This window comes from Escherichia sp. MOD1-EC5495 (assembly GCF_002965965.1).
Classification (GTDB): Bacteria; Pseudomonadota; Gammaproteobacteria; order Enterobacterales; family Enterobacteriaceae; genus Escherichia; species Escherichia ruysiae.
In genome coordinates this window covers 69,919-86,068 of record NZ_PTRI01000010.1, presented here as the reverse complement: position 1 = coordinate 86,068, position 16,150 = coordinate 69,919, and the positions used below count along the sequence as shown (strand labels likewise).

The window sequence follows — 16,150 nt, the reverse complement described above, 5'->3', positions numbered from 1 at the left end:
CGCTATTGTTCTCTTTTGACTTACAAGGATGAACATATGCTAACAGTACCGGGATTATGCTGGCTATGCCGAATGCCGCTGGCGCTAGGTCATTGGGGGATTTGCTCGGTCTGCTCCCGCGCCGCACGTACAGATAAAATGCTATGCCCGCAATGTGGATTACCCTCTACACACTCACATCTTCCCTGTGGTCGCTGTCTGCAAAAACCGCCGCCGTGGCAAAGACTGCTCACTGTTGCCAACTATGCGCCGCCCTTAAGTCCGCTCATCCACCAGCTTAAGTTTTCCCGGCGCAGTGAAATCGCCAGTGCGCTAGCACGTTTGTTACTATTGGAAGTCTTACACGCCCGTCGCACCAGCGAATTACATCTGCCGGATCGTATCGTCAGTGTCCCGTTATGGCGGCATCGCCACTGGCGTCGGGGATTTAATCAGAGCGATTTGCTGTGTCAGCCGTTATCACGCTGGTTGCACTGCCAATGGGATAGCGAAGCCGTCACACGAACAAGAGCCACTGCAACCCAGCATTTTCTCAACGCCCGTCTGCGCAAGCGCAACCTGAAAAATGCCTTTCGCCTTGAATTGCCCGTGCAAGGTCTCCATATGGTGATTGTGGATGATGTCGTTACCACCGGAAGTACCGTCGCAGAGATTGCGCAGTTGCTTTTACGCAATGGTGCGGCGACTGTCCAGGTCTGGTGCCTTTGTCGAACCTTGTAGAGCCTCGATGATGGGCGTATTATAACCAACTAAAATAGTCAACTATTAGGCCATTACTATGATCCGTATTTCCGATGCTGCACAAGCGCACTTTGCCAAACTGCTGGCAAACCAGGAAGAAGGGACACAAATCCGCGTATTTGTGATTAACCCTGGTACACCTAACGCTGAATGCGGCGTTTCTTATTGTCCGCCGGACGCTGTGGAAGCCACCGACACCGCCCTGAAATTTGACCTGCTGACCGCGTATGTTGATGAGTTAAGCGCACCATACCTGGAAGATGCAGAGATCGACTTTGTTACCGACCAGCTGGGTTCCCAGCTAACGCTGAAAGCACCGAACGCCAAAATGCGTAAAGTGGCTGACGATGCGCCGCTAATGGAGCGCGTCGAGTATATGCTGCAATCGCAGATTAACCCGCAGCTTGCCGGTCACGGTGGTCGCGTTTCGCTGATGGAAATCACCGAAGACGGGTACGCCATTCTGCAATTTGGTGGCGGCTGTAACGGTTGTTCCATGGTCGACGTAACGCTGAAAGAAGGGATCGAAAAGCAGCTGCTGAACGAATTCCCGGAGCTGAAAGGTGTGCGCGATCTCACCGAACATCAGCGCGGCGAACACTCTTACTACTAAGTTATCCCCTCTTTTGTAGATTGCCCGATGCGACGCTAAAGCGTCTTATCGGGCTTTCGTTGTTCTTATGGCGCTGCTTTACTCCGTCCCCCTTCGTTTCCCCACGATAATATGACCAACCTCTCATAATTTAAATTTACCCCGCTCTGGTGATTCTCAAGCGCATTATGTTACCCGTATCATTCTCATGGGCACCAAACACACTCATAACATCTGACTACACTAATACGTTTTAGGGGTCATCAGCCGTGGTGCCGTTATATCTCTGTTCCCAGTTGGGACAACCAGGATTTGTCGTCAGAAACCTGACGTTACCCATAACAAATTAAAGGCCAGGTAAATCATGCCATTAGTCATTGTTGCTATCGGTGTTATCTTGTTATTACTCCTGATGATCCGCTTCAAAATGAACGGCTTCATCGCTCTCGTCCTGGTGGCGCTTGCTGTTGGATTAATGCAAGGGATGCCGCTGGATAAAGTTATTGGCTCTATCAAAGCCGGTGTCGGCGGGACGCTCGGTAGCCTTGCCCTGATCATGGGCTTTGGCGCAATGCTGGGCAAAATGCTGGCAGACTGTGGCGGCGCGCAACGTATCGCCACCACGCTGATTGCCAAATTTGGTAAAAAACACATCCAGTGGGCAGTGGTATTGACCGGTTTTACCGTCGGTTTTGCCCTGTTCTATGAAGTAGGCTTCGTACTGATGCTGCCGCTGGTATTCACCATCGCTGCTGCTGCCAATATCCCGCTGCTGTATGTTGGTGTACCAATGGCGGCTGCACTGTCTGTGACCCACGGCTTCCTGCCGCCACATCCGGGCCCGACTGCGATTGCCACCATTTTCAATGCCGATATGGGTAAAACCCTGCTGTACGGTACTATTCTGGCGATCCCGACCGTGATTCTCGCGGGTCCGGTTTACGCTCGCGTGCTGAAAGGCATTGATAAGCCGATCCCGGAAGGTCTGTACAGTGCGAAAACCTTTAGCGAAGAAGAGATGCCGAGCTTTGGCGTCAGCGTCTGGACTTCTCTGGTGCCGGTTGTACTGATGGCGATGCGTGCCATCGCTGAAATGATCCTGCCGAAAGGTCACGCTTTCCTGCCGGTAGCAGAGTTCCTCGGTGACCCGGTGATGGCGACATTGATTGCCGTGCTGATTGCGATGTTCACCTTTGGTCTGAACCGTGGTCGTTCAATGGATCAGATTAACGACACGCTGGTTTCTTCCATCAAAATCATCGCGATGATGCTGTTGATCATCGGTGGTGGCGGTGCGTTCAAGCAGGTGCTGGTAGACAGCGGCGTGGACAAATACATTGCTTCCATGATGCATGAAACCAACATTTCTCCGCTGCTGATGGCGTGGTCTATTGCCGCTGTGCTGCGTATCGCGCTGGGTTCTGCAACCGTTGCGGCAATCACTGCGGGTGGTATCGCTGCGCCGCTGATTGCAACGACAGGTGTTAGCCCGGAGCTGATGGTTATTGCGGTTGGTTCCGGTAGTGTGATTTTCTCTCACGTGAACGATCCGGGCTTCTGGCTGTTCAAAGAGTACTTTAACCTGACTATCGGCGAGACCATCAAATCCTGGTCGATGCTGGAAACCATTATCTCAGTGTGTGGTCTGGTAGGCTGCCTGCTGCTGAATATGGTGATTTGATAATACTGATGGCCGGATGCATCGCATCCGGCATCAACCGCACTCTACTTCTTCTTCGCTGCCGCTCTGTGCCGCTTATAACAGATGCCTTCGCGTTTCGAAGACAATGGCTATATTTCTATAAAATATCTTGTATCCCATAAACTCCGGGGGATTTTCATTAAATTTTTTAATGGCTTTACTCTTTACAGAAGCCTTATCACCAAAGAAAACAAGGTCTTCAGTCTCATGATCGGATAATCCATTTTCATAGCCATCAAAGTACCATACATCGCAGCTTCGCCAGATATCTGTATCTACTTCATAGAGATACAATTCGATTTCTGTATCACCCCAAAAGCATTTATTTACTTCATCAAATTCATAGTCACCAATCGTATATTTTTCTTTTATCTTATCTTCAAGGTCTGCCTTGACTGACATGTCCATATCATTTTTCCTTGAAAAAAAGCCTGGTAACGTGTACCAGGCACTTCCTAAATTATTTCTTCGCTGCCGCTCTGCGCCGCCTGTCCAGATCCTTAATCAACTTGTTCACCTCATCATCAGCAAACATCGACTCAAGTGTTGCGGAAAGCTTACGTCGCCAGTTTTTATACTGGTAACTGGTGCCAGGAATATTTACAGGTTCCGCCATATCCAGCCAGTCTTCTGGCTGTAGCCCTAACAGGGCACTATTACTGTCGGCAATATAGCGTTGCAAGCCACGATTAAGCGTCGGTGTCATCGACATCAGTGATGCCTTATGCCCGGCACGTTTTGGCAGACAGCCATATTTATGCAGCGCATCCAGCAGCCCTTGCTTCGCCAGTTCGCGATCCTGATACAAACCGCGCAGCACCACTTCATCCGGGTACAGCCCCAGCGTTTTGCCCAGCGTTAAATCCCCGCTCTCCCAGTAACCACGCAGCGTAGGCAGATCGTGTGTTGCCGCGACCGCCATTGACTGCTCCGGATACGCTTTTGGTGCGCGGAACGTCTTGTCGTGATCGCTTTCGAAATAGAGCACTTTGTAGGAGTAAACCCCACTACTGCGCAGCTTACCGACAATCTCTACTGGCACCGTGCCAAGATCTTCGCCAATCACCATGCAGCGATGGCGTTTACTTTCCAGCGCCAGAATAGCGAGCAGATCATCCACCGGATAGTGAACATATGCCCCCTGATCCGCCGTTTCGCCATACGGTATCCACCACAAACGCAGCATCGACATTACATGGTCAATTCGCAACGCGCCGCAGTTTTGCATATTGGCACGCAACAGCTCGATAAACGGTTCATAAGCGCGCGCAGTGATGATATGCGGATCCATCGGTGGCAATCCCCAGTTCTGCCCTAACGGGCCGAGGATATCCGGCGGCGCGCCAACCGATGCTTTCAGGCAATATAACTCGCGGTCGCACCAGGTTTCCGCTCCGCCTTCCGCTACGCCAACTGCCAGGTCACGGTACAAACCAATCGGCATTTCATAGCCCTGGCTTATCTCCCAGCAGGCGGCAAACTGGCTGTAAGCCAGCCACTGCAACCAGAGATAAAAATCGACGTCATCACGATGTTCTTCGCAGAACTGACGCACTTCTGGTGAATCCACATTCTGGTACGCCTGCGGCCATGCTGGCCAACCCCAGCGCATTTCGTCCTCTTTCACTTGTTGTGCATGTAGCGCGTCAAACGCTGCCTGCCAGAACAAGCTATCGCCCTGCTCTGCAACAAACTGGCGAAACGCTGCCATCTGTTCATCATCACGTTGCGCGAAACCTTTCCACGCCATCCGCAATGCTGTCATTTTTAGGGCGGTAACCGTGGAGTAATCGACCCAGTCGGCATCCCGCGCCTGTTGCAGCGTCTGTTGTGTGGTCGGCATCTGCCACCAGACCTGTGCCTCTTCGCTAAGATGGAAATCTTCGACGGCGTTAACGTCGATATAAACCACATTCAGCCAGCGGCGAGAAGACGGGCTATACGGGCTGGCGCTTTCCGGGTTTGCCGGATAGAGCGCATGAATCGGGTTCAAACCGATGAACGACCCGCCTCGTTTTGCCACATCCACCAGCATCGCTTTGAGATCGCCAAAATCACCAATGCCCCAGTTTTTTTCCGAGCGCAGCGTATAAAGCTGAACGCAGGCCCCCCACAGCTTTTGTTTATTCAGCAACGCCTGCGGTTCGTAACAACGTTTCGGGGCGACAATCACCCGGCAATGCACGCGCTGTTCGTCCTGGGTAAGCGTCAGCGTGTGATAACCTTCCGGCAGCTTCGTCGGTAGATTGAACGCTTTACCACCGCTCACGTGCCCTTTGTACTGAGTACCTTCTTCGGTGGTCAGCAGCCAGCTATATTCGCCGCTGCCTTCTACCGCCATCGGCATTTTTTTGCCGCTGGTATAAACCATGACATTCGGGACTGGCGTTACCGCCACTTTCGTGGCGGTACGTTGATGCATCGCGTCAAGCAAACGCCGTTTGGTTTCGGCGCTAATCGACTGCGGTTTACCGTGGGCATTGATGTAATTGGGGCTGATCCCCGCCGCCAGCGCGGCATTATCCAGACGTTTGCTTTCCATCGAGCTTCCTTAGCGTTTTGCCTGCCAGATACGAGCCTGATAATCGCGAATAGAGCGATCCGAGCTAAACATACCGCAGCGGGCGGTATTGAGGATCGCCGCGCGAGTCCAGGCCTCCTGGTCGCGGTACAGCACATCCACCTGCTTTTGTGCCTCTACATAGGCTGCGAAATCCGCCATCACCAGATACGGATCGCCGCCTTGTTTGCCTATACTGTGCAGCATCTGGTCGAAGGCATGTTTATCACCATCGCTGTATTTACCGCTTTCCAGCTCTTTCAACACGGCGTCCAGAACCTTATCTTTCTTCCGCCATTTCACCGGGTCGTAGCCTTTGGCCAGAATTGCCTTCACTTGTTCCACGGTATGACCAAAAATAAAGATGTTTTCTTCACCGACTTTTTCGGCAATTTCAACGTTCGCGCCATCCAGCGTACCCACGGTTAACGCGCCGTTGAGCGCCAGTTTCATGTTGCCAGTACCAGAAGCCTCTTTCCCTGCAGTGGAGATCTGCTCGGAGATATCCGCCGCCGGGATCAGTTTTTCCGCCGCCGAAACGCAATAATCCGGCAGGAACACCACCTTCAGTTTGTCGCCAACTTGCGGATCGTTGTTGATCACGTCAGCCACTTTATTGATCGCAAAGATAATATTCTTCGCCAGGTAGTAGCCAGGCGCCGCTTTCGCGCCGAAGAGGAAGACGCGCGGTACTCGGTCGGCCTGCGGGTTCTCGCGAATTTCTTTATACAGCGCCAGAATATGCAGCAGATTCAGGTGCTGGCGTTTGTACTCATGCAGACGTTTGATCTGAATATCGAAAATCGCCTGCGGATTGATCTCAATACCGGTACGGGCTTTCACAAACTCTGCCAGACGGACTTTATTCGCCTGTTTGATCTCGCGATATTGCTGACGGAATTTCGCGTCATCGGCAAATTTTTCCAGATGGATCAGTTGATCCAGATCGTTAACCCACTCTTTCTTCAGTGATTTATCCAGCAGCGCCGCCAGTGCCGGGTTGCACTGTTTGATCCAGCGACGTGGGGTAATGCCGTTAGTGACGTTATGGAATTTGTTCGGCCACAGCTGGTGATATTCCGGGAACAAGTCTTTCACCACCAGATCCGAGTGCAACGCCGCCACACCGTTCACCGCAAAGCCGCTTACCACACACATATTGGCCATGCGAACCTGTTTGTCATGCACAACCGCCAGCTTTGCCCACACCGCTTTATCACCCGGCCAGGTTTTTTCCACCAGTTTCTTAAAACGGTTGTTGATTTCATTGATTATCTGCATATGGCGCGGCAGCAGGGCTTTTACCAGTTTCTCATCCCAGCACTCCAGAGCTTCTGGCATCAAAGTATGGTTGGTGTAAGCGAAAGTTTTGCTGGTGATTGCCCAGGCGTCATCCCAGCTCATCTGGTGCTCATCGATCAGCACGCGCAGCAGTTCTGGAATAGCGATAGTCGGGTGGGTATCGTTCAGTTGAATGACTTCGTAATCTGCCAGTTCGTGCAGTTTACGCCCCGCCAGATGATGGCGACGCAGAATATCCGCCACCGAACAGGCACACTGGAAGTATTGCTGCATCAGGCGCAGCTTTTTACCCGCAGTGTGGTTGTCGTTTGGATAGAGAACTTTGGTCAGTTTTTCAGCATTGATGCCTTGTTGTTCGGCACGCAGGAAGTCACCGTCATTAAATTTGGTGAGATTGAACGGATGAGCATGAGTCGCCTGCCATAAACGCAGCGGTTGTGCCACACCGTTGTGGTAACCCAACACTGGAAGATCCCACGCTTGCCCGGTAATGGTAAATTCCGGTTCCCAGCGCCCCTCTTTCGTCACTTTGCCGCCGATGCCCACCTGCACATCCAGAGCTTCGTTATGGCTAAACCACGGGTAGTTGCCGCGATGCCAGTCGTCTGGCGCTTCAGACTGTTTACCATCGACAAAGGATTGACGGAACAAACCATACTGATAGTTAAGACCATAGCCAGTGGCAGACTGCCCGACAGTCGCCATTGAGTCGAGGAAACACGCAGCCAGACGCCCCAGGCCACCGTTACCCAGCGCCGGATCAATCTCTTCTTCCAACAGGTCAGTCAGGTTGATGTCATAAGACTTCAGTGAATCCTGAACAGCCTGATACCAGCCGAGATTTAACAGGTTGTTGCCCGTCAGACGCCCAATCAAAAACTCCATTGAGATGTAGTTAACATGGCGCTGATTCGCCGCCGGTTTAACGAAAGGCTGGGCTCGCAGCATTTCCGCCAGGGCTTCACTTACTGCCAACCACCACTGGCGAGGAGTCATCTCAGCCGCAGAAGTTAAACCATAACGCTGCCACTGGCGTGACAGGGCTTCCTGAAATTGCTTTTCATTAAAAATGGGTTGTGACATAGGAGTTCCAGTTTTCTTAGATATTAAACACAACGTTATCGTTAGTTTGCCAGGCTCCATGTTGACCTTCCTCATCCTACGGGGGATTAGGCGGGGAGGAGTGACGGGGATGAGCAAGAAAATGTGATCACGACCACTTAAAGGTAGTGCAATCAACTGCAAAAGCATCAGCTCAATGCCAGAGAGCGCAGAAAACCTGCTATTAACAGTAAGAAATGGTCGTTGCGTATTATCAAAAAGCGGAAAGCAACTCTATAAATTAAGTAAAGCGGCGAAATAGTTTCAGTAATGAAATATCTATTGAGGGTCATCTCACTGTTAATAGATTTATTAAGATCAACTTTTTAGATAGACCTTTCATCAGGAATTAAGGCGGTATCGTTGCTTTAATAAGGCTTTTGAACTGAAAGAAAACACCCTAAAATCCAGTATCCACGCTGCATTTGCCTTGTTTTAAGATGAAGTATTAATAAAGATTTGGAATTGTGACAGAGTGCAAATTCAGACACATAAAAAATCGTCATCGCTTGCATTGCACAGGTTTCTGACCGAACTTATAACTATTAATTACGAAGCGCAAAAAAAATAATATTTCCTCAATTTCCACAGTGAAGTGATTAACTATGCTGATTCCGTCAAAATTAAGTCGTCCGGTTCGACTCGACCATACTGTGGTTCGTGAGCGCCTGTTGGCTAAACTTTCCGGCGCGAACAACTTCAGGCTGGTGCTAATCACAAGTCCTGCGGGTTACGGGAAGACAACGCTCATATCCCAATGGGCGGCAGGAAAAAACGATTTGGGCTGGTACTCGCTTGATGAAGGCGATAACCAGCAAGAACGTTTCGCCAGCTATCTGATCGCCGCCGTGCAACAGGCAACCAGCGGGCACTGCGCCATCAGTGAAACAATGACGCAAAAACGGCAATATGCCAGTCTGACGTCACTGTTTGCCCAGCTTTTCATCGAACTGGCGGAATGGCATAGCCCACTTTACCTGGTGATCGACGATTACCATTTGATCACCAATCCGGTGATCCACGAATCAATGCGCTTCTTCATTCGCCATCAACCAGAAAATCTCACTCTGGTGGTGCTGTCACGCAACCTTCCGCAGTTGGGCATTGCCAATCTGCGCGTGCGTGACCAACTATTGGAAATTGGCAGCCAGCAACTGACATTTACCCATCAGGAAGCGAAGCAGTTTTTTGATTGCCGTCTGTCATCGCCGATTGAAGCCGCAGAAAGCAGTCGGATTTGCGATGACGTGTCCGGCTGGGCGACGGCGTTGCAGCTAATCGCGCTTTCAGCAAGGCAAAATACCCACTCGGCGCATAAATCAGCGCGTCGTCTGGCGGGCATCAATGCCAGTCATCTTTCTGATTATCTGGTCGATGAAGTGTTAGATAACGTTGATCTGACCACTCGTCATTTCCTGCTAAAAAGCGCCATTTTGCGCTCGATGAATGATGCGCTAATCACCCGCGTGACCGGCGAAGAAAACGGGCAAATGCGTCTTGAGGAGATTGAGCGTCAGGGGCTGTTTTTGCAACGGATGGATGATACTGGCGAGTGGTTCTGCTATCACCCGCTGTTTGGCAACTTCCTGCGCCAACGCTGCCAGTGGGAACTGGCGGCGGAACTGCCGGAAATCCACCGTGCCGCCGCAGAAAGCTGGATGGAACAAGGTTTTCCCAGCGAAGCCATCCATCATGCGCTGGCGGCAGGCGACGCTTTGATGCTGCGCGATATTCTGCTGAATCACGCCTGGAGTTTGTTCAACCACAGCGAACTGTCGCTGCTGGAAGAGTCGCTTAAAGCCCTGCCGTGGGACAGCCTGCTGGAAAATCCACAACTGGTATTGTTGCAGGCCTGGTTGATGCAAAGTCAGCATCGCTACGGCGAAGTAAATACCCTGCTGGCACGAGCCGAACACGAGATCCAGGGTATCAGGGAAGGCACCATGCACGCAGAGTTTAACGCTCTGCGCGCCCAGGTAGCCATTAACGACGGTAATCCGGAAGAAGCCGAACGACTGGCAAAACAGGCACTGGAAGAACTGCCTCTGGGCTGGTTCTACAGTCGCATTGTCGCGACCTCTGTACTTGGCGAAGTGTTGCACTGTAAAGGTGAACTTACCCGCTCGCTGGCACTTATGCAGCAAACCGAGCAAATGGCGCGCCAGCATGATGTCTGGCACTACGCCTTGTGGAGTTTAATCCAGCAAAGCGAAATTCTGTTTGCCCAGGGGTTCCTGCAAACTGCGTGGGAAACGCAGGAAAAAGCGTTCCAGTTGATTAACGAACAGCATCTGGAACAGTTGCCGATGCATGAGTTTCTGGTACGCATCCGTGCGCAACTGTTATGGGCATGGGCACGGCTGGATGAAGCCGAAGCCTCGGCGCGTAGCGGGATCGAAGTTTTATCTTCTTATCAGCCTCAGCAACAGCTTCAGTGCCTGGCAATGTTAATTCAATGCTCGCTGGCTCGTGGCGATCTGGATAACGCCCGCAGCCAACTTAACCGCCTGGAAAACCTGCTGGGGAATGGCAAATATCACAGCGACTGGATCTCTAACGCCAACAAAGTACGGGTGATTTACTGGCAAATGACCGGCGACAAAGCCGCCGCTGCCAACTGGTTGCGTCACACGGCCAAACCGGAGTTTGCGAACAACCACTTCCTGCAAGGCCAATGGCGCAACATTGCCCGTGCACAAATTTTACTCGGCGAGTTTGAACCTGCGGAAATTGTCCTCGAAGAACTCAACGAAAATGCCCGCAGTCTGCGGTTAATGAGCGACCTGAACCGCAACCTGCTGTTGCTCAATCAGTTGTACTGGCAGGCCGGACGTAAAAGCGACGCTCAGCGCGTGCTGCTGGACGCATTAAAACTGGCGAATCGCACCGGATTTATCAGTCATTTTGTCATCGAAGGCGAAGCGATGGCGCAGCAGTTACGCCAGCTGATTCAGCTCAATACGCTGCCGGAACTGGAACAGCACCGCGCGCAGCGTATCCTGCGGGAAATCAATCAACATCACCGACACAAGTTCGCTCACTTTGACGAGAGCTTTGTCGAACGTCTGCTAAATCACCCGGAAGTGCCGGAACTGATCCGCACCAGCCCATTGACCCAACGCGAATGGCAGGTGCTGGGGCTGATTTACTCCGGTTACAGTAACGAACAAATTGCGGGCGAACTGGAAGTAGCAGCGACCACCATCAAAACGCATATCCGCAATCTGTATCAAAAACTCGGCGTTGCCCACCGTCAGGCTGCGGTACAGCACGCGCAGAAACTGCTGAAAATGATGGGATATGGGGTGTGAGTCTGGTCGGGTAACACACCTGATCCGACTTGCTTCTCTGCATCATTCAACGCTAACCCACGTTACGCCATCTGTTTCAGCCAGAATAAACCGCACTGGCAAGAAACGCTCCACCACCGCGATATTGGTCAGCAGATGGCATGAGGGATGAGCAACCGTAAACTCCCCCGCGCCTGCCAGCGCCATCGGCAACACTAACTGGTCTGCGAGATATTCCCCTACCGCAGCCGAACTTGCCAGGTAGCGTTTAACCTCTTTCACCAGTTGGGCAGCAACCACTTCGGCACTGACACGCTTTTCACCAACAGCAAAAAAACGCTCGGTGATGTGTTCGCTGACGACTTCAAGCGAAGCGGTATTTCCTGGCCCCTGCTCGCGCGGCAGACTTTGAATATTCCGCTCATTCAGGGAAAAGCTGGCAGCCAGTACGGACATCTCTCTTTCGCCAACATGATGAGGCACTCCAGCCAGTAACACTTCACCGCACAGTCGCACAATGTTGCCCCGCTCATTCAACGCTAATGCGTTAAGTGATGCCACAGGCGAGACTTCTGTTGTCACCACACCGCCGCCAGCAGGGTAAAAACCATGGCGCAACAGCGTTGTTTGCTGCTGAATCCCCATCCGCGCCAGCAACGGTTCCAGCACACGGCAGATAAAATCAGCGGGCGGTGCAGACGGGTTATCGGTGCCACCGCTGACTTCAACACGCGAAGACCCGTCAGCAAACCACAGCGCGGGCAATACCGTTTGCAGCACCAACATGCAGCTACCTGCGCTACCGATGGCGAAGCGGTAATCGCCGCCGCGCACGATACCAGGCCGGAAGACCAGGCGCTGCGACCCCAACTCCGCGCCCTCCACCGTCGCTCCGCAAATTTCCGTCGCTGCCTTTACCGCCGTCAAATGCTGGCGCAACAGCCCAGGTTTCGCACGCCCGGCACGAATGCCGATGATGGTAAATGGCTGGCCGGTTATCATCGACAGGCTCAGCGCCGAACGCAGGATCTGCCCGCCGCCTTCACCCTGTGCGCCATCCAGCGCAATCATCCTTTTCATTATTTATCCTTTTACGCACACTACCTGACGCAGGGTATAAACCACTTCCACCAGATCGCTTTGTGCCGCCATCACCGCATCAATATCTTTATACGCCATCGGGATTTCGTCGATGACTTCGGCATCTTTACGGCATTCCACATGCGCGGTGGCACGAATCTGATCTTCCACGCTAAACAGTTTTTTTGCTTTTGTACGGCTCATTACCCGCCCGGCACCGTGGCTGCATGAACAGAAAGATTCTTCATTTCCCAGCCCACGGACGATAAAGCTTTTCGCCCCCATCGACCCGGGAATAATTCCATATTGACCAGCGCGCGCAGACACCGCGCCTTTACGCGTCACATAGATCTCTTCGCCAAAGTGCTGTTCTTTTTGCACATAGTTGTGGTGGCAGTTGATCTCTTCCATCGCCAGCGTTTGCGGCAGTCTTACCGTTTTCTGCGTAATACTCTGCAACGCCGTTACCACGTTTTCCATCATCGCATCGCGGTTAAGGCTGGCAAAAAGCTGCGCCCAGGCCACGGCTTTCAGGTAATCATCAAAGTATTCCGTACCTTCCATAAAGTACGCCAGATCACGCGACGGCAACATCTCAAGCTGTTCCTGCATCTCTTTTTGCGCCAAATCGATAAAGTAAGTTCCGATGGCGTTACCGATTCCGCGTGAACCGGAGTGCAACATAATCCACACCTGATCCGACTCATCAAGGCAGATTTCAATAAAGTGGTTACCCGTTCCCAGCGTTCCCAGCGTTCCCAGCGTTCCCAGGTGTTTGTAATTATTGGTGTTCAGGAAACGCGGATATTTTTGCGTTAACCACTGATAACCTGCTTCAAGCTCGGCCCATTTATCATCGACGTTAGTCGGCGGATTTTCCCACGCGCCTTTATCACGTTTACAACGGCCTGTGGTACGCCCGTGCGGTACGGCAGTTTCAATCGCCTGACGCAGCTCCGCCAGGTTTTCAGGCAGGTCTGCCGCCGTTAACGCGGTACGCAGCGCGTTCATTCCACAACCGATATCCACGCCCACCGCTGCAGGAATAATCGCCCCTTTGGTCGGGATCACGCTACCAATGGTGGAACCTTTACCCAGGTGCACGTCAGGCATTACCGCAATATGTTTGAAAATAAACGGCATCTTCGCCGTATTAATAAGTTGCTGACGCGCATCGGCTTCTACCGGCACGCCTTTGGTCCACATTTTTACCGGGGCATTTTCAGTGGTCAGTAATTCGTAATTCATTTTGTTTTTCTCTTTTCGTTGTTTGCTGTCCTGATAATTGCAACCGTCGTGCCAAAAAATTAAATCAGCAAATTAAACTTATAATTAATTGTTTTTATTTAATTAAAGGCACAAAGTCCGTAAACGGAGATTTTCTATAAAGTCACTTACCCGATAATGAAATATCGTCTTTTATAAGGATATCTAAGATGCGTAAAACAGTGGCTTTTGGCTTTGTCGGAACCGTACTGGATTATGCCGGACGCGGCAGCCAACGCTGGTCAAAATGGCGCCCGACGCTCTGTTTATGTCAGCAAGAATCGTTGGTCATCGACCGCCTGGAATTGTTGCACGACGCCCGCTCACGCTCGCTGTTTGAAACGCTTAAACGCGATATCGCCAGCGTTTCGCCAGAAACAGAAGTCGTGGGCGTTGAGATTGAACTGCATAACCCGTGGGATTTCGAAGAGGTCTACGCCTGCCTGCATGATTTCGCCCGTGGTTACGAGTTTCAGCCAGAAAAAGAAGACTATTTAATTCACATCACCACCGGCACCCACGTCGCGCAGATTTGCTGGTTTCTGCTGGCGGAAGCGCGTTACCTGCCCGCCCGGTTAATACAATCTTCACCTCCGCGCAAAAAAGAAAAGCCGCGCGGCGCAGGTGAAGTGACGATTATCGATCTCGATTTAAGCCGTTATAACGCCATCGCCAGCCGCTTTGCCGAGGAACGCCAGCAAACGCTTGATTTTCTTAAGTCCGGCATTGCCACGCGTAACCCCCACTTCAACCGCATGATTGAGCAGATTGAAAAAGTGGCGATTAAATCCCGCGCACCGATCCTGCTTAACGGCCCGACCGGCGCGGGTAAGTCGTTTCTGGCACGACGCATTTTCGAATTAAAACAGGCGCGGCATCAGTTTAGCGGCGCGTTTGTGGAAGTGAACTGCGCCACCTTGCGTGGCGATACCGCCATGTCGACGCTGTTTGGTCATGTAAAAGGCGCGTTTACCGGGGCGCGGGAATCTCGTGAAGGTTTATTACGTAGCGCCAACGGCGGAATGTTGTTTCTTGATGAGATTGGCGAACTGGGCGCAGACGAACAGGCAATGCTGCTAAAAGCCATTGAAGAGAAAACCTTTTACCCATTTGGCAGCGATCGCCAGGTGAACAGTGATTTTCAGCTTATCGCCGGAACGGTGCGCGATTTGCGCCAGCTGGTTGCCGAAGGCAAATTTCGCGAAGATCTGTACGCGCGGATCAATCTCTGGACCTTCACCCTGCCGGGTCTACGCCAGCGCCAGGAAGATATTGAACCGAACCTGGATTATGAAGTGGAGCGCCACGCCACACTCACTGGTGACAGCGTGCGTTTTAACACCGAAGCGCGGCGTGCCTGGTTGGCTTTTGCGACCTCTCCCCAGGCGACATGGCGCGGTAACTTTCGCGAACTTTCTGCCAGCGTCACGCGGATGGCCACCTTTGCCACTAGCGGACGCATCACTCTGGACGTGGTTGAAGATGAGATAAACCGTCTGCGCTATAACTGGCAGGAGAGCCGCCCCTCCGCGCTTACGACTTTGCTGGGCGCAGAGGCAGAAAACATCGATCTCTTCGACCGTATGCAACTGGAACACGTTATCGCTATCTGCCGCCAGGCAAAGTCGCTTTCCGCAGCCGGACGCCAGCTTTTTGACGTTTCGCGCCAGGGCAAAGCCAGCGTCAATGACGCGGATCGGCTACGCAAATACCTGGCGCGTTTTGGTCTGACGTGGGAAGCCGTGCAGGATCAGCACAGCTCCAGTTGAATATGGTGGTCCGTCAGCACCTGCATCACGCTTACTGGCGGCGGGGCGTCGGTGTAGACGGCATCTACCATGCTGATGCTGCCCATATTGACCATCGCGTTACGGCCAAATTTCGAGTGATCAACCACCAGCATGACATAGCGAGAGTTGTCGATAATAGCGCGCTTAGTGCGAACTTCGTGGTAATCGAACTCCAGCAGCGAGCCGTCGCTGTCAATGCCGCTGATCCCCAGAATGCCGAAGTCGAGGCGGAACTGGGAGATAAAATCGAGCGTCGCTTCGCCAATGATCCCGCCATCGCGGCTGCGTAATTCGCCACCGGCGAGAATGATGCGAAAATCTTCTTTTACCATCAGCGTGTTAGCAACGTTGAGATTGTTGGTGACAATGCGCAAATTGCTGTGATTAAGCAGCGCGTGCGCCACCGCTTCCGGCGTGGTGCCGATATCGATAAACAGCGTCGAGCCATTGGGGATTTGCTCCGCCACTTTGCGGGCGATGCGCTCTTTTTCTTCGGTCTGGGTGGCTTTACGATCGTGCCACGGCGTGTTAACCGAACTGGAAGGCAGCGCCGCGCCGCCGTGATGGCGCAGGATCAGGTTTTGCTCCGCCAGCTCATTGAGGTCGCGGCGAATAGTCTGCGGGCTGACGGAGAAATGCTCTACCAGCTCTTCGGTACTGACATAACCCTGCTGTTTAACCAGTTCGATAATACCGTTGTGACGTTGTGTTTGTTTCATTTATAAA

The 16,150-nt window shown here is 52.2% G+C and carries 11 protein-coding genes; 5 read left to right on the top strand and 6 right to left on the bottom strand.

Annotated elements, in window-relative coordinates; all coding sequences use genetic code 11:
* Positions 1–36 precede the first annotated feature (36 nt).
* The 3 genes from gntX (at position 37) to gntT (ending at position 3,014) form a co-directional block, all read left to right on the top strand.
* A complete protein-coding gene (gene gntX, locus BEG40_RS10070) occupies positions 37–720 on the top strand; it encodes a DNA utilization protein GntX (RefSeq protein WP_010352788.1) in 684 nt (227 codons plus the stop codon).
* A gap of 58 nt (positions 721–778) precedes the next feature.
* A complete protein-coding gene (nfuA, locus tag BEG40_RS10065) occupies positions 779–1,354 on the top strand; it encodes a Fe-S biogenesis protein NfuA (protein WP_000619389.1) in 576 nt (191 codons plus the stop codon).
* Positions 1,355–1,697: 343 nt separating this feature from the next.
* A complete protein-coding gene (gntT, locus tag BEG40_RS10060; protein ID WP_001131743.1) occupies positions 1,698–3,014 on the top strand; it encodes a gluconate transporter in 1,317 nt (438 codons plus the stop codon).
* Positions 3,015–3,089: 75 nt separating this feature from the next.
* Here the strand turns inward: gntT and BEG40_RS10055 are convergent, their stop codons facing one another.
* Genes BEG40_RS10055 through malP form a run of 3 tightly spaced genes read right to left on the bottom strand, consistent with a single transcriptional unit; the run spans position 3,090 to position 7,980 of the window.
* Entirely contained in the window at positions 3,090–3,443 is a 354-nt protein-coding gene (locus tag BEG40_RS10055) for a hypothetical protein (protein WP_105285346.1), read from the bottom strand.
* Positions 3,444–3,495: 52 nt separating this feature from the next.
* Positions 3,496–5,577 carry a 4-alpha-glucanotransferase gene (gene malQ, locus BEG40_RS10050; RefSeq protein WP_105285345.1) on the bottom strand — a complete coding sequence of 694 codons (2,082 nt, stop codon included), beginning with the start codon at positions 5,575–5,577 and terminating at the stop codon, positions 3,496–3,498.
* Between the two features lie 9 nt (positions 5,578–5,586).
* Complete coding sequence (gene malP, locus BEG40_RS10045) at positions 5,587–7,980, bottom strand: maltodextrin phosphorylase (protein WP_000081937.1); 2,394 nt, start codon at positions 7,978–7,980, stop codon at positions 5,587–5,589.
* 623 nt (positions 7,981–8,603) lie between these two features.
* Between malP and malT the strand changes: the two genes are divergently transcribed.
* Positions 8,604–11,309: an HTH-type transcriptional regulator MalT gene (gene malT / locus BEG40_RS10040; protein ID WP_105285344.1), complete on the top strand. Its 2,706-nt coding sequence runs from the start codon at positions 8,604–8,606 to the stop codon at positions 11,307–11,309.
* A 42-nt stretch (positions 11,310–11,351) separates the two neighbouring features.
* Here the strand turns inward: malT and rtcA are convergent, their stop codons facing one another.
* Positions 11,352–12,368: an RNA 3'-terminal phosphate cyclase gene (rtcA, locus tag BEG40_RS10035; RefSeq protein WP_105285343.1), complete on the bottom strand. Its 1,017-nt coding sequence runs from the start codon at positions 12,366–12,368 to the stop codon at positions 11,352–11,354.
* A gap of 3 nt (positions 12,369–12,371) precedes the next feature.
* Positions 12,372–13,616: an RNA-splicing ligase RtcB gene (rtcB, locus tag BEG40_RS10030; protein WP_105285342.1), complete on the bottom strand. Its 1,245-nt coding sequence runs from the start codon at positions 13,614–13,616 to the stop codon at positions 12,372–12,374.
* Between the two features lie 188 nt (positions 13,617–13,804).
* On the opposite strand from rtcB, the gene rtcR reads away from it, so the two are divergent.
* Positions 13,805–15,403, top strand: coding sequence for a DNA-binding transcriptional regulator RtcR (gene rtcR, locus BEG40_RS10025; RefSeq protein WP_105285341.1), 1,599 nt, complete (start codon positions 13,805–13,807; stop codon positions 15,401–15,403).
* Here rtcR and BEG40_RS10020 read toward each other — a convergent pair.
* Positions 15,385–16,143, bottom strand: coding sequence for a DeoR/GlpR family transcriptional regulator (locus BEG40_RS10020; protein WP_105285340.1), 759 nt, complete (start codon positions 16,141–16,143; stop codon positions 15,385–15,387). The two genes, rtcR and BEG40_RS10020, sit on opposite strands and share 19 nt — an antisense overlap.
* Positions 16,144–16,150 lie beyond the last annotated feature (7 nt).

Coding starts and splice junctions, on each gene's coding strand:
- malP (WP_000081937.1), bottom strand. CDS start 7,980: ATGTCACAACCCATTTTTAATGAAAAGCAATTTCAGGAAGCCCTGTCA.
- gntX (WP_010352788.1), top strand. CDS start 37: ATGCTAACAGTACCGGGATTATGCTGGCTATGCCGAATGCCGCTGGCG.
- malQ (WP_105285345.1), bottom strand. CDS start 5,577: ATGGAAAGCAAACGTCTGGATAATGCCGCGCTGGCGGCGGGGATCAGC.
- rtcR (WP_105285341.1), top strand. CDS start 13,805: ATGCGTAAAACAGTGGCTTTTGGCTTTGTCGGAACCGTACTGGATTAT.
- BEG40_RS10055 (WP_105285346.1), bottom strand. CDS start 3,443: ATGGACATGTCAGTCAAGGCAGACCTTGAAGATAAGATAAAAGAAAAA.
- malT (WP_105285344.1), top strand. CDS start 8,604: ATGCTGATTCCGTCAAAATTAAGTCGTCCGGTTCGACTCGACCATACT.
- gntT (WP_001131743.1), top strand. CDS start 1,698: ATGCCATTAGTCATTGTTGCTATCGGTGTTATCTTGTTATTACTCCTG.
- nfuA (WP_000619389.1), top strand. CDS start 779: ATGATCCGTATTTCCGATGCTGCACAAGCGCACTTTGCCAAACTGCTG.
- rtcB (WP_105285342.1), bottom strand. CDS start 13,616: ATGAATTACGAATTACTGACCACTGAAAATGCCCCGGTAAAAATGTGG.
- rtcA (WP_105285343.1), bottom strand. CDS start 12,368: ATGAAAAGGATGATTGCGCTGGATGGCGCACAGGGTGAAGGCGGCGGG.
- BEG40_RS10020 (WP_105285340.1), bottom strand. CDS start 16,143: ATGAAACAAACACAACGTCACAACGGTATTATCGAACTGGTTAAACAG.